Source organism: Streptomyces sp. NPDC059003 (assembly GCF_042740445.1).
Classification (GTDB): Bacteria; Actinomycetota; Actinomycetes; order Streptomycetales; family Streptomycetaceae; genus Streptomyces.
In genome coordinates this window covers 1-13110 of the sequence record NZ_JBHYJH010000212.1, presented here as the reverse complement: position 1 = coordinate 13110, position 13110 = coordinate 1, and the positions used below count along the sequence as shown (strand labels likewise).

At 70.9% G+C, this 13110-nt stretch carries 11 protein-coding genes; 6 read left to right on the top strand and 5 right to left on the bottom strand.

The annotated features are described in order from the left end of the window. Positions 1–131: 131 nt before the first annotated feature. Positions 132–776, bottom strand: a complete 645-nt coding sequence (locus ACFWZ5_RS40385) for a TetR/AcrR family transcriptional regulator (protein ID WP_384802632.1) — start codon at positions 774–776, stop codon at positions 132–134. 358 nt (positions 777–1134) lie between these two features. Here ACFWZ5_RS40385 and ACFWZ5_RS40380 point away from each other — a divergent pair, with 358 nt between their 5' ends. From ACFWZ5_RS40380 to ACFWZ5_RS40365, 4 genes are all read left to right on the top strand, one after another. Next, positions 1135–2112: a tetratricopeptide repeat protein gene (locus tag ACFWZ5_RS40380; RefSeq protein ID WP_384802629.1), complete on the top strand. Its 978-nt coding sequence runs from the start codon at positions 1135–1137 to the stop codon at positions 2110–2112. A 731-nt stretch (positions 2113–2843) separates the two neighbouring features. Further along, positions 2844–3473, top strand: coding sequence for a DUF6230 family protein (locus ACFWZ5_RS40375; RefSeq protein ID WP_384802626.1), 630 nt, complete (start codon positions 2844–2846; stop codon positions 3471–3473). 145 nt (positions 3474–3618) lie between these two features. Further along, positions 3619–4197 carry a DUF6114 domain-containing protein gene (locus ACFWZ5_RS40370; protein ID WP_384802623.1) on the top strand — a complete coding sequence of 193 codons (579 nt, stop codon included), beginning with the start codon at positions 3619–3621 and terminating at the stop codon, positions 4195–4197. Beyond that, a complete protein-coding gene (locus ACFWZ5_RS40365) occupies positions 4187–5578 on the top strand; it encodes a hypothetical protein (protein WP_384802620.1) in 1392 nt (463 codons plus the stop codon). The genes ACFWZ5_RS40370 and ACFWZ5_RS40365 overlap by 11 nt, the downstream gene beginning before the upstream one ends. A gap of 83 nt (positions 5579–5661) precedes the next feature. Here ACFWZ5_RS40365 and pyk read toward each other — a convergent pair whose 3' ends face one another. The 3 genes from pyk to pta all read right to left on the bottom strand — a co-directional run bounded on the left by pyk (position 5662) and on the right by pta (position 10486). After that, entirely contained in the window at positions 5662–7092 is a 1431-nt protein-coding gene (gene pyk / locus ACFWZ5_RS40360) for a pyruvate kinase (protein ID WP_384802617.1), read from the bottom strand. A gap of 101 nt (positions 7093–7193) precedes the next feature. Next, entirely contained in the window at positions 7194–8402 is a 1209-nt protein-coding gene (locus ACFWZ5_RS40355) for an acetate kinase (protein WP_384802614.1), read from the bottom strand. Then, a complete protein-coding gene (gene pta / locus ACFWZ5_RS40350; RefSeq protein WP_384802611.1) occupies positions 8399–10486 on the bottom strand; it encodes a phosphate acetyltransferase in 2088 nt (695 codons plus the stop codon). Before pta ends, ACFWZ5_RS40355 begins: the two co-directional genes overlap by 4 nt. A gap of 249 nt (positions 10487–10735) precedes the next feature. Between pta and ACFWZ5_RS40345 the strand changes: the two genes are divergently transcribed. Together ACFWZ5_RS40345 and ACFWZ5_RS40340 are read left to right on the top strand one after the other, a co-directional pair. Continuing rightward, positions 10736–11761, top strand: coding sequence for an ATP-dependent 6-phosphofructokinase (locus tag ACFWZ5_RS40345; RefSeq protein ID WP_384802608.1), 1026 nt, complete (start codon positions 10736–10738; stop codon positions 11759–11761). Between the two features lie 66 nt (positions 11762–11827). Beyond that, on the top strand, positions 11828–12199 hold the full coding sequence (locus ACFWZ5_RS40340; protein WP_384802605.1) for a potassium channel family protein: 372 nt from the start codon (positions 11828–11830) through the stop codon (positions 12197–12199). Positions 12200–12238: 39 nt separating this feature from the next. On the opposite strand, the gene ACFWZ5_RS40335 is transcribed toward ACFWZ5_RS40340, so the two are convergent. Continuing rightward, entirely contained in the window at positions 12239–12868 is a 630-nt protein-coding gene (locus tag ACFWZ5_RS40335) for a helix-turn-helix domain-containing protein (RefSeq protein WP_384802635.1), read from the bottom strand. Positions 12869–13110: the final 242 nt, after the last annotated feature.

The window sequence follows — 13110 nt, the reverse complement described above, 5'->3', positions numbered from 1 at the left end:
GAAAGAAGGGGGTCCGGGGGCGGAGCCCCTGGAGAAGGGCGGGCGGGTGGGGGAAATAGCCTGCCCGGCGTTTGAGGGCGAGGCGCGGAGCGCCGGAGGGGAGGGGGTCCGGGGGCGGAGCCCCCAGGGGGTCAGGGGGGCTCGGGGGCGCGCGTGGAGGCTGCTGCCAGGCCGCCCAGGAGGAGAAGGGTGAAGCGCCGAGCCCACTCGGCGTCGACCGGCTCCGCGCTGACAAGCGCACGGTGGACCACGGCCCCGGCAATGACATCGAAGATGAGGTCCGCGGTGCGGGCCGCAGTCATGGGGTCCGCCTCGACGGGCAGTTCGCCCCGCGCCTGCGCCCGAGCCCGCCCCTGGAGAACGAGCCGCTTCTGCCGGTCCACGATGGACCCCCGCACCCGCTCCCGCAGCGGCGCGTCCGTCGTGGACTCGGCGACCACCGCCATCAGCGCGGTCTTCGTCTCGGGCCGCCCGAGCAGGTCCGCGAACTGCAGCACCACACCCTCGATGTCCGAGGCGAGGCTGCCGTTGTCCGGCAGCTCCAACTCGTCGAAGAGCTCGGCCACCGCGTCCACGACCAGCTCGCTCTTGCCCGCCCACCGGCGGTAGAGCGTGGTCTTGGCGACCCCCGCCCGCGTGGCCACGTCGCTGAGGGTCAGCTTCGTCCAGCCGAGGTCGACGAGGGCCTGCCGGGTCGCTTCGAGGATGGCGGTGTCCGCCTCGGCGCTGCGCGGGCGGCCTCCGGCGCGCGTGGGCGGTGTGCTGCGGCTCTGCATGCCCGCGACCATACCGGCGAGTACGGTGACGATGGCCAGGCGCGAGTGAGGGAGATCACCCGACGCCCGGTGCCGCGCCGCGCGTCCTCCAGTTACGCTACGACCCGTAGCGAAAGCGGAGTACGGCGGAGCCACGGCCCCGTACGGACGCGGACGCTGCGAGCGAAGCACAAACCGCCCCAGGGGGCGGCAGCCACAGCGCGGGGTGGGGACCCCGCAATCGGCGCGGGGTGGGGACTCCGCGCGACACATTTGGTCCTCCTCGGGACCTTGAACCGGGTTCGTCCGTCAGCCCCGCAATCCGGCGGGGGGCTACGGACGGGCACGGTTCGCGTACGTGTTGGGGGAGGATGTACTCATGCAGCCACGGAACATGTCCATGAGCGGAGTCGTCGACCTCGCCGCCGTGAAGGCGGCCCAGGAGGCCAAGGCCAAGGCGGAGCAGGCGCGCGCCGAAGCGGCCAGGCAGGGCGGCGGCGGAGCGGTGTCCCCCGCGAGCCTTGTCATCGACGTAGACGAGGCGGGCTTCGAGCGCGACGTACTGCAGCGTTCCACCGAGGTCCCCGTCGTCATCGACTTCTGGGCCGAGTGGTGCGAGCCGTGCAAGCAGCTGAGCCCGCTCCTCGAGCGCCTCACGCAGGAGTACAACGGCCGCTTCGTCCTCGCGAAGATCGACGTCGACGCGAACCAGCTCCTGATGCAGCAGTTCGGGGTGCAGGGCATCCCGGCGGTGTTCGCGGTGGTGGCCGGGCAGGCCCTGCCCCTCTTCCAGGGCGCGGCCCCCGAGGCGCAGATCCGCCAGACCCTCGACCAGCTGGTCCAGGTCGCCGAGGAGCGCTTCGGGCTCACCGGCATCGTCGTCGACCCGGACGCCGAGGGCGGCGAAGGCGCCCCGCAGCCCGCGGCCGCCCCGGCGGGACCGCACGACGCGGCGCTCGCCGCGGCCGTCCAGGCCCTGGACGCGGGCGACTTGGGCGGCGCCGTCCGCGCGTACCAGAACGTGCTGAGCGACGACCCCGGCAACACGGAGGCCAAGCTCGGCCTCGCCCAGGCCGAACTGCTCCAGCGCGTGCAGGACATGGACCCGGCGGCGGTCCGCAAGGACGCCGCCGAGAAGCCGGGCGACGCGGCGGCCCAGATCGCGGCCGCCGACCTCGACCTGGTCGGCGGGCACGTCGAGGACGCCTTCGGCCGCCTGATCGACGCGGTCAAGCGCACCGCGGGCGAGGACCGGGACGCCGCGCGGGTGCGGCTGCTCGAACTCTTCGAGGTGGTCGGCGCTGACGATCCGCGGGTGACGGCGGCGCGTACGGCGCTCGCCCGCGTGCTGTTCTGACGGGCCGTCCCGGCGGGCGGTGCTGACGTCATGCTCCGACAGCGGGCCGTTGTGCGGGCCGTTGTGCGGTCTGTTGTGACGTTCGTGCCGTTCTGACGGTGCGCTGAGCGGACGCGGAACCGCCGTTCGCTGTTACTCAAGTGAAAACTCTGCGCAAGCAGTGCCACAGTGGCCGCGTTTTACCAAATCTTGGTAAACGCGGCCACTGTTACTTGGAGTAAGAGGAGGGCGGTGATCTGTCCGACTCTGTTCGTCAATATGCCGATCTTGCCCCTCGGTTGACACCACCGTCTGTTGCTGATCGATGTCGAGCGGTCGTGGTTCGGTTATCCGCCCGTTACCAGCGAGTAACGAACCCCCTTGTGCGGGCGCCGAGAATGCACCACGATCGGCCACGCTCGGTCCATTGCCCGCAGCCCGACAGCCAATCGGGAGACGGGATTTCTGGGTCCCCACCGAGCAGGCCGGCGGCGCCGTCGCCGACCTGGGACAGGGGGGTCTCTGCGCCTTCGGCGACAGGGCCTGTCCAGCAAGGTTGTGCGTGATGCGTCAGGCGCGACCAGTGGTTGTCGCTCGGGGGTGATCGCCGGTGATCGAGGCGCGACGCGCCTGCGACCACGCAGGCGCTCTCCTGTTACCGAGGACGTAGCACTTCTCCCATCCCCGCTCGGCCGACCGCCCGAAAGGGACCGGCGAAGGGCGGAGATGTACGTCCGAGAAGGAGGAAAGTCATGGAGTCCGTGGCTCGTGGCGGAACCAGATGGAAGCGGTTCGCCGTGGTCATGGTGCCGAGCGTCGCGGCGACGGCCGCGATAGGCGTGGCCCTCTCGCAGGGTGCGCTCGCGGCATCGTTCAGTGTGTCCGGTCAGCAGTTCAAGGTGACCGCCAAGCAGCTCGACGGTACGGGATTCGTCCAGTACGGAGCGATGGACGCCGGCAACTCGGGCCACCACCCGGTCGCCGTCGTCGGTATGGACTCGGCGAAGATCACCAATCTCTGTCAGTCCGTGGTCGTTCCGGTCCCGCTCTTCGGCGATGTGTCGATGAAGCTCAAGGCCGGTGGCGAGGGCGGTCCGCGCGTCGAGGCGAAGAAGCTCTTCATCGACGCCGACGACCTGCGCGCCAACGCGACGTTCACCAACGTCGACATCGGCGTCTCGGTCGACCGCACGACGAAGGGCCCCGGCCCCAACCCGCAGGACAAGCCGGGCAAGCAGTACGTCCCGGACTCGTTCGCGCAGCAGGCCGACAAGGTGCGCTTCACCGACGTCAAGCAGCGCGCCTGGGCGACCAGCGCCGGCACCTTCAAGCTCTCCGGCCTGCACATGTCGGTCTCGAAGGGCAAGCACGAGTGCTACTGAGGCAACCCACGCCTCACTCTGATCCGCACTCGTTGCGTTGACACGGCCGGGCGCGGGGGCGCTCACCTCTTCACTCTCCAGCAGCCGTCCCCGTGCCCGAATCCGCACACACAGAACCAAACGCCATTCCGAGGAGCTGTACGACATGAGCGCAGAAGCGCACGTGGGCCCTGGCGGCAAGCTGGGGCGGATGCGCCGATCGTTCCGAGGGTGGCGCGGTCAGCGCCCGTTCTGGGGTGGCCTGCTGACGCTGCTCGGCGGCATCCCGATCATGTACTTCCCGTACGCGAATCTCACGCTCGGCACGATGACCATCCGGATGGCGACGACCGCCGGAGCCGGATCGCTGATCATCGGCGTGCTCCTGGTCGTGCTCGGCCTGACCATGTGGTTCCAGCCGCAGTCCCGCGTGTTCGCGGGCGTCGCGGCGATTCTGCTCGCCCTGGTCTCCCTGGTGGTGTCCAACTTCGGCGGCTTCGTCATGGGCTTCCTGCTCGCCCTCATCGGCGGCGCGCTCGGCATCTCCTGGGTGTCCGACAAGCCGGTGAAGCGCTCGAAGCGGCGCGCGAAGGCCCTGGACACGGGCGACCTCGGCACCGGGGCCCCGGCTCCCGCGGCCGCGGGAGCCGCGAACGGGGCGGTGCCCGGCGCGGGCGGAGCGACAGAGGACTTGTCAGGAACGAGCCCGGCCAACGGGACGAACGGGAGGCACCGTGCCGACTGACGAGGTGCGCCGCGGGACCGATGCGGTCACATCCCGTGTGAGAACGGGGCCGCGGCACGCGGCCCCCAAGAAGCCGCTGTTCACCCGCCTTCAGGTGCCCGCGGGCAAGGCGATAGCGATCGCCGCCATGCCGACCGCCGTCCTCATGGGCATGGGCCTGACGCCGCAGCTCGCCCAGGCGAAGCCGGGCGTGCCCGAGAACCCCTTCCAGGACGGCCCCTGCGTCACGGCCCCGGACGAGCAGTCCAAGGACGCGGAGAAGGAGAAGGCCGAGGCCGACGCCGAGAAGGCCGCCAAGGACAAGGCCGAGCAGGACGCGAAGGACAAGGCCGAGCAGGACGCGAAGGACAAGGCCGCGAAGGCCCGCGAGGACGAGGCGGATCGGCACAAGGACGACGGGGACGACGGGGGAGCCGGGACCGATAAGCCGGAGCCCACGCCCACGTCCACGCCGTCGCCGTCCGCCGACGCCGAGCCGGACGCGAAGGCCGACGCCGAGCCCGAGCCGAAGCCCGAGCCCACCGAGACCCGCAACCCGCTCGACCCGCTGGGCCTCGGCGACGCCATCAAGGACGTCCTCACGCCCGGCGACGCCGACGCCGACGACGGTGCCGACAAGGAGTCCCCGAAGCCGTCCGACCCGACGGACGACAAGGACACCGGCTCCCGCGACGGCCGGACCGGTGACGACAAGGCCGACGACGGCAGGACCGGTGACGACACGTCGGACGAGCCGACCGAGCGCGCCGACGACCCCGCCGACAAGGCGAAGGACGAGGCCGAGGACAAGACGGACGACGCCGAGGACAAGGCGAAGGACGACGCCGACGACAAGGCCACGGACGAGCCGGAGCCCGAGGAGTCCAAGGACCCCATGGCCCCGGACGCGAACGGCAAGAAGCCGTTCCCGTGCGTCGTGGAGAAGAAGGTCGCGGGCGACGACGAGCAGCCGGCCGCGCCGATCCCGAACCAGCCGTGGCACCTGGAGGCCAGTTCCCTGCTGCTCAAGGGCTCCGACTACCAGGGCGTCGTGAACCTGAAGATGCCCAACGGCCAGACCAAGCAGGCGCTGAAGTACGTCATCAGCGGCGGCACGGACATCGGCGACCTGCACCAGATCGTCGAGGGGCCCGGCGGCAAGAAGTACCACGTACAGGCCGCCAAGGGCTCCACGTCCACGATCCGGGGCGGGGACACGACGATGTACACGGAGCGGATCTCGGGCAATCTGTTCGGCCTGATCCCGGTCACGTTCGACCCGGAGCACCCGCCGCCCCTGAACATCCCGCTGATCTACTTCACCGACGTGAAGGTCCAGCAGGCCGGCCAGTTCGGCGGCGAGCTCACCATCCCGGGCCTGCACCAGTCGATCACCGACTGAGCCGCAACGAGCCGCAACGAGCCGCAACGAGAAGGAGGGTGCCCCCGGCCGGGGGCACCCTCCTTCTCGTACGCGCGGCAGCGCTAGTCGCGGCAGCCGTTGCCCAGGTGGTGGACCCGGACCATGTTCGTGGTGCCGGGGACGCCGGGGGGCGAACCGGCCGTGATGACCATGGTGTCGCCCTCGTTGTAGCGCTTGAGCTTGAGCAGCTCGGCGTCGACGAGCTCGACCATCGCGTCGGTGTTGTCCACGTGCGGCACGACGAAGGACTCGACGCCCCAGCTCAGCGTGAGCTGGTTGCGGGTCTCCTGGTCGGTGGTGAAGGCCAGGATCGGCTGGGCCGCGCGGTAGCGGGACAGACGGCGGGCCGTGTCACCGGACTTGGTGAAGGCGACCAGGGCCTTGCCGTCGAGGAAGTCGGCGATCTCGCAGGCGGCGCGGGCCACCGAACCGCCCTGCGTGCGCGGCTTCTTGCCGGGGACCAGGGGCTGCAGGCCCTTGGAGAGCAGCTCCTGCTCGGCGGCGGCGACGATCTTCGACATCGTCTTGACCGTCTCGATCGGGTACGCGCCCACGCTCGACTCGGCCGACAGCATCACCGCGTCCGCGCCGTCCAGGATCGCGTTGGCGACGTCAGACGCCTCGGCGCGCGTGGGGCGGGAGTTGGTGATCATCGACTCCATCATCTGGGTCGCGACGATCACCGGCTTGGCGTTGCGGCGGCACATCTCCACGAGGCGCTTCTGCACCATCGGGACCTTCTCGAGCGGGTACTCGACGGCCAGGTCGCCGCGCGCGACCATGACGCCGTCGAACGCCGCCACGACGTCCGCCATGTTCTCGACGGCCTGCGGCTTCTCCACCTTGGCGATGACGGGGACCCGGCGGCCCTCCTCGTCCATCACCTTGTGGACGTCCTTCACGTCGTTCGCGTCGCGCACGAAGGACAGGGCGACCATGTCGCAGCCCATCTTCAGGGCGAAGCGCAGGTCGTCGATGTCCTTCTCGGACAGGGCGGGGACGTTCACGGCCGCGCCGGGCAGGTTGATGCCCTTGTGGTCCGAGATGACGCCGCCCTCGACGACGATCGTCTTGACGCGCGGTCCTTCGATCTCGACGACCTTCAGCTCGACGTTGCCGTCGTTGATGAGGACCTGGTCGCCCTTGGTGACGTCGCCGGGCAGGCCCTTGTACGTCGTCCCGCAGATCGACTTGTCGCCGGGCACGTCCTCGGTGGTGATGGTGAACTCGTCACCGCGCACCAGCTCGACGGGACCCTCGGCGAAGGTCTCCAGGCGGATCTTGGGGCCCTGGAGGTCGGCCAGGACGCCGACGGCCTTGCCGGTGCGCTCCGCGGCGGCACGGACGCGGTCGTACCGGCCCTGGTGCTCGGCGTGCGTGCCATGGCTGAAATTGAAGCGGGCCACATTCATGCCCGCCTCGATCAGCGAGACGAGCTGGTCTTCGGAGTCGACGGCGGGGCCCAGCGTGCAGACGATTTTGGAACGGCGCATGGGGCGATCCTATCGGTTTGTTTCGCTACGGAATATTCCATCTGGCGGAAGATACAAATGGGCGGGCGGGTGCTCAGTTGCCCGCGCCGCGGAGCCGCATATCAAAGCCGCTCGACCAGTGCATAAGTCTGCGAGGCGATTTCCAGTTCCTCGTCGGTCGGCACGACGGCGACCTTCACCCGGGCGTACTCGGGCGAGATCAGGCGCGGCTCGTCGCTCCGTACGGAGTTCAGCGCGCCGTCCACCGCGAGGCCCAGCTCCTCCAGGCCCGCGACGGCGGCGGCCCGCACCGGCGCCGCGTTCTCCCCGACACCGGCCGTGAACGCGATCGCGTCCACCCGGCCGAGTACCGCGTAATAGGCGCCGATGTACTTCTTGAGCCGGTGAATGTAGATGTCGAAGGCGAGCTGCGCCTGTTCGTCGCCTTCGTCGACGCGGCGGCGGATCTCCCGCATGTCGTTGTCGCCGCACAGGCCGATAAGGCCGCTCTTCTTGTTGAGAAGCGTGTCGATCTCGTCGATGGAAAGGCCGCCGACGCGCGCCAGATGGAAGATCACCGCCGGGTCCAGATCTCCCGAACGGGTCCCCATCACAAGCCCCTCAAGCGGGGTGAGGCCCATGGAGGTGTCCACGCACCGGCCGCCGCGCACGGCGGACGCGGACGCGCCGTTGCCGAGGTGCAGGACGATGACGTTCACGTCCTGCGGGGCCTTGCCGAGCAGCTCCGCGGTCGCCCGCGACACGTACGCGTGCGACGTGCCGTGGAAGCCGTAGCGCCGCACCCGGTGCTCGTCGGCGGTCGCCACGTCGATCGCGTACCGGGCCGCCGACTCCGGCATCGTCGTGTGGAAGGCGGTGTCGAAGACGGCGACCTGGGGCAGGTCGGGGCGCAGGGCCTGGGCCGTGCGGATGCCCGTCAGGTTGGCCGGGTTGTGCAGCGGGGCCACCGGGATGAGCCGCTCGATCTCGGCGAGCACGGCGTCGTCGATCACCGTCGGCTCGGTGAAGTGCTTGCCGCCGTGCACGACCCGGTGGCCGATCGCGGCCAGCTCGGGGGAGTCGAGGCCGAGGCCGTCCGCGGTCAGCTCCTCAGCGACCGCCTTCAGGGCGGCCTCGTGGTCGGCGATGGCGCCGGTGCGCTCCCGCTCGGTGCCGCCGCCCGTCAGCGGGGTGTGCTTCAGGCGCGAGGTCTCCTCGCCGATGCGCTCGACGAGGCCCACCGCGAGCCGGCTGCCGTCGGCCATGTCGAGCAGCTGGTACTTCAGCGACGACGAGCCGGAGTTGAGGACGAGGACACGGGTGGAGCTCACTGGGGGGCCTTCTCGGTGGGGGTCTGGGACTGGATCGCCGTGATGGCGACCGTGTTGACGATGTCCTGGACGAGCGCGCCGCGGGACAGGTCGTTGACGGGCTTGCGCAGGCCCTGGAGGACCGGGCCGACGGCGATGGCGCCGGCCGAGCGCTGCACGGCCTTGTAGGTGTTGTTGCCGGTGTTCAGGTCGGGGAAGATCAGCACGCTGGCCTGGCCCGCGACGTCGGAGCCGGGCAGCTTGGTGGCCGCCACGGACGGCTCGACGGCCGCGTCGTACTGGATCGGGCCCTCGATCTTGAGGTCGGCGCGGGACGCCCGCACCCGCTCGGTGGCCTCGCGGACCTTGTCGACGTCGGCGCCCGAGCCGGACGTGCCGGTGGAGTACGACAGCATCGCGATGCGCGGCTCGACGCCGAACTGCGCGGCCGTCGCGGCCGACTGGACGGCGATGTCCGCGAGCTGCTCGGCGTTCGGGTCGGGGTTGACCGCGCAGTCGCCGTACACGAGGACCTTGTCGGCCAGGCACATGAAGAAGACGGACGAGACGATCGACGCGTCCGGCTTGGTCTTGATGATCTCGAAGGCGGGGCGGATCGTGGCGGCGGTGGAGTGCACCGAGCCCGACACCATGCCGTCGGCGAGCCCGCCCTGCACCATCAGGGTGCCGAAGTAGTTCACGTCCGCCACGACGTCGTACGCCAGCTCCACCGTCACGCCCTTGTGGGCGCGCAGGCGGGCGTACTCCTCGGCGAAGCGCTGGCGGAGCTCGGACGTCTGCGGGTCGACGATCTGCGAGTCGGCGAGGTTGATGCCGAGGTCGGCGGCCTTCTTGCGGATGGCCTCCTCCGGGCCGAGCAGCGTCAGGTCGCACACGCCGCGGCGCAGGAGCACGTCGGCGGCGCGCAGGACGCGCTCCTCGGTGCCCTCGGGCAGGACGACGCGACGGCGGTCGGCGCGGGCCCGCTCCAGGAGCTTGTGCTCGAACATCATCGGCGTGACGCGGTCGCTGCCGGACACCGAGAGGAGCTTCAGGAGGTTCGCGGTGTCGACGTACCGCTCGAAGAGGCCGAGCGCCGTCTCCGCCTTGCGCGGCGTCGCGGCGTTCAGCTTGCCCTCAAGGGCGAACAGTTCGGCCGCCGTCGGGAAGGAGCCGCCGGTGACCGCGATCACGGGCGTGCCGGGCGCGAGGCGGTCGGCGAGGCGCAGGATCTCCGGGCCCGGCTGCTCGTTCAGGGTGAGCAGGACGCCCGCGATGGGCGGCGTGCCCGCGCTGTGCGCGGCCAGGGCGCCCACGACGATGTCCGCGCGGTCGCCGGGGGTCACGACCATGCAGCCCGGGGTCAGGGCCTTGAGGACCTTCGGCAGCATCGCGCCGCCGAAGACGAAGTCGAGCGTGTCACGGGCGAGCCCCGAGTCGTCGCCGAGCAGCACCGTGCCGCCCAGGGACTGGTTGATCTGCGCGACGGTCGGCGCGGACAGGGCGGGCTCGTCGGGCAGGACGTAGCAGGGGACCGGGAGGCGGGCCTCCAGGCGCTCGTGTATCTGGTCGCGGTCGGCGGGGGCGACCCGGTTGGCGACCATCGCGAGGACGTCGCAGCCCAGGCTGTCGTACGCGCGGTACGCGTTGCGGGTCTCGGCGCGCACCGACTCGGCGTCCTGGTCCTTGCCGCCGACGACGGCGAGTACGGACGCGCCGAACTCGTTTGCGAGCCGGGCGTTCAGGGACAGCTCGTCGGGGAGCTGCGTGGCGGCGAAGTCCGTGCCGAGAACGAGCACCACGTCGTAGTGGCGCGCGACCTCGTGGAAGCGGTCGACGAGCCGGGAGACCAGCTCGTCGGTGCCCTTCTCGGCCTGCAGCGCGGACGCCTCGTGGTAGTCCATGCCGTACACCGACGCCGGGTCCTGCGCGAGCCGGTAGCGGGCGCGGAGCAGCTCGAAGAGGCGGTCGGGTCCGTCGTGGACGAGCGGGCGGAAGACGCCCACGCGGTCGACCTGACGGGTCAGGAGCTCCATGACTCCCAGCTCGACGACCTGCCGGCCGTCTCCCCGGTCGATCCCGGTCACGTACACGCTGCGCGTCACGCGTGCTCTCCGTTTCTTCTGTGCCTTCGGCGGTTCTTCAGTGCCTCGCCGGCGTGGATTCGCTGGTCAGGAGGGGAGGGCAGCTCCGGCAGCGCCGGAAAAACACCCGATATTGTTGGCTGTGCCCTCTTGACAATACCTCTGCGGCTGGCTAGGTCGCAGGCCGGACGATGGGCGGCGGCCCCACCGGGGGCGTGGAACAATCGGACCGGCTCACAAGTAACAACAGCGAGCAGGAGACACAGCGCGATGCGTATCGGAATTCTCACCGCGGGCGGCGACTGCCCGGGCCTGAACGCAGTGATCCGGTCGGTCGTGCACCGAGCGGTCACGAACTACGGCGACGAGGTCATCGGCTTCGAGGACGGGTACGCGGGCCTGCTCGACGGGCGCTACCGCCCCCTCGACCTGAACGCGGTCAGCGGCATCCTGGCCCGCGGCGGAACGATCCTGGGCTCCTCCCGCCTGGAGCGGGCCCGCTTCCGCGCCGCCTGCCACAACGCCAAGGAGCTCATCGAGAAGAGCGGCTTCGACGCGCTCATCCCGATCGGCGGCGAGGGCACGCTGACCGCGGCGCGGATGCTGCACGAGGCCGGGGTGCCGGTCGTCGGCGTGCCCAAGACCATCGACAACGACATCTCCGCCACGGACCGCACCTTCGGCTTCGACACGGCCGTCGGCGTCGCCACCGAGGCCATGGACCGCCTCAAGACCACGGCCGAGTCCCACCAGCGCGTCATGGTCGTCGAGGTCATGGGCCGCCACGCCGGCTGGATCGCCCTGGAGTCCGGCATGGCGGGCGGCGCCCACGGCATTTGCCTGCCTGAGCGCCCCTTCGACCCGGCCGACCTGGTCAAGATGGTCGAGGAGCGCTTCGCGCGCGGCAAGAAGTTCGCCGTGATCTGCGTCGCCGAGGGCGCGCACCCCGCCGACGGCACGATGGACTACGGCAAGGGCGCCATCGACCAGTTCGGCCACGAGCGGTTCCAGGGCATCGGCACGGCCCTCGCGTACGAGCTGGAGAAGCGGCTCGGCAAGGAGGCCAAGCCGGTCATCCTCGGCCACGTCCAGCGCGGCGGCACGCCGACGGCGTACGACCGCGTCCTCGCCACCCGCTTCGGCTGGCACGCCGTCGAGGCCGTCCACCGCGGCGACTACGGCCGCATGACCGCGCTGCGCGGCACGGACATCGAGATGGTGCCGCTCGCGGAGGCGGTGCAGGAGCTGAAGACGGTCCCGAAGGACCGGATGGACGAGGCGGAGTCGGTCTTCTAGGCGGTTACGGCCGAGCCCGCGCCGTTCCTTCGGGCGCCCGCGCCCCGCGAGGGCTACGGTGCGGGCGTGTTCGGTCTTGTGATCATGTTCGTGCGGCTCGGCGGCGCGCTGCGCACGGCGTGGGGGAGGCCCGCGTTCCGGGGAACGGCGTGGACGCTGGCGCTGCTGTGGACCTCGGCCACCCTCTTCTACGCGCATCAGGAGGGGTGGGGCGTCCTCGACTCCTTCTACTTCGCGGTGTGCACCGGGCTGACGATCGGGTACGGGGACCTGGCTCCCGCCACCGGTCTCGGCAGGCTCTTCACGATCCCGTACGGGCTCCTCGCGGTGGGCGTCTTCGCCGCCCTGGCCACGCAGCTGGCCCAGGCCTTCACCACGACGCACGCGGGCCGGGCGGCGCGGATCAAGGCGCGGAAGCGGCGGCACGACGGCGGCTGACGTCCGTACGCCGGTCAGCCCCTCAGTGCCTCGGCCGGGTCAGCCCCTCAGTTCCGGGACCAGGGACCAGAAGTGGTCCAGGATCCGGTCGAGGAAGTCCTGGCCCGCGTGCCCCGACGCGTCCGCGCTCGCGCCGCCGCCCCAGCTCAGCGTGCGCACCATCCGCGACTGGTACTCCTCGTGCAGCCGCCGCAGCGGGCCCTCGACGGTCCGCTTGTCGACGGCCAGGAGCTTGCCGACCGGCCGGGTGTACCCCTGCCAGCGCGTGGTCACCGCGCTGCGCAGCAGCTCCGCGAGGTCGCCCGCGCGGCCCGTGACCGTGATGAAGTCCGGAAGCGACAGCTGGAGCGTGCGTGCGAGCGCGGCGGACTGGCGGTCGCTGCCGCGCCACTCGTTCGTCTCCTCCATCCGCAGATACGCCTGGATCTCCACGCCCGCGCCGCGCGCCACGTCCTCCGGGGCGAGGCCGCGCGTGAGGCGGTGCTCCCGCAGCGTCGTCGGCGCGCCCATCAGCTCGCCGGGCGAGCACCACAACGTGGCGGCGAGCGCGGCGAGTTCGGCGGCGTCCGGGGTGGCGAGCCCGCGTTCCCACGCGGTGATCGTGTCCGGCGTGATGTGGCTGAGTCCGTAGCTCGCCCGCATGCCGTACGCGACGTGCCCGGGCGCCATGCCCAGCGCCTCGCGCAGTCTGCGGGCGGCGGGGAAGTCGAAGGGGGGAGTGGGCTGGCTCGGTCGCACGGGGCACACCGTAGGGGTGTGCGGGGGTCTGGCCCTAGGGTGCGTTCGCACGAGGCTGCATCTCGTGCGAACGCACACCTGGCGGGGCGCCTCACCGTGCGCCTGTGCGCCCTCGCGGGGGGCGCCCCAGTCCCGCCCCTTTCCCGAAACCAGGGGCTGCCGCCCCTGGACCC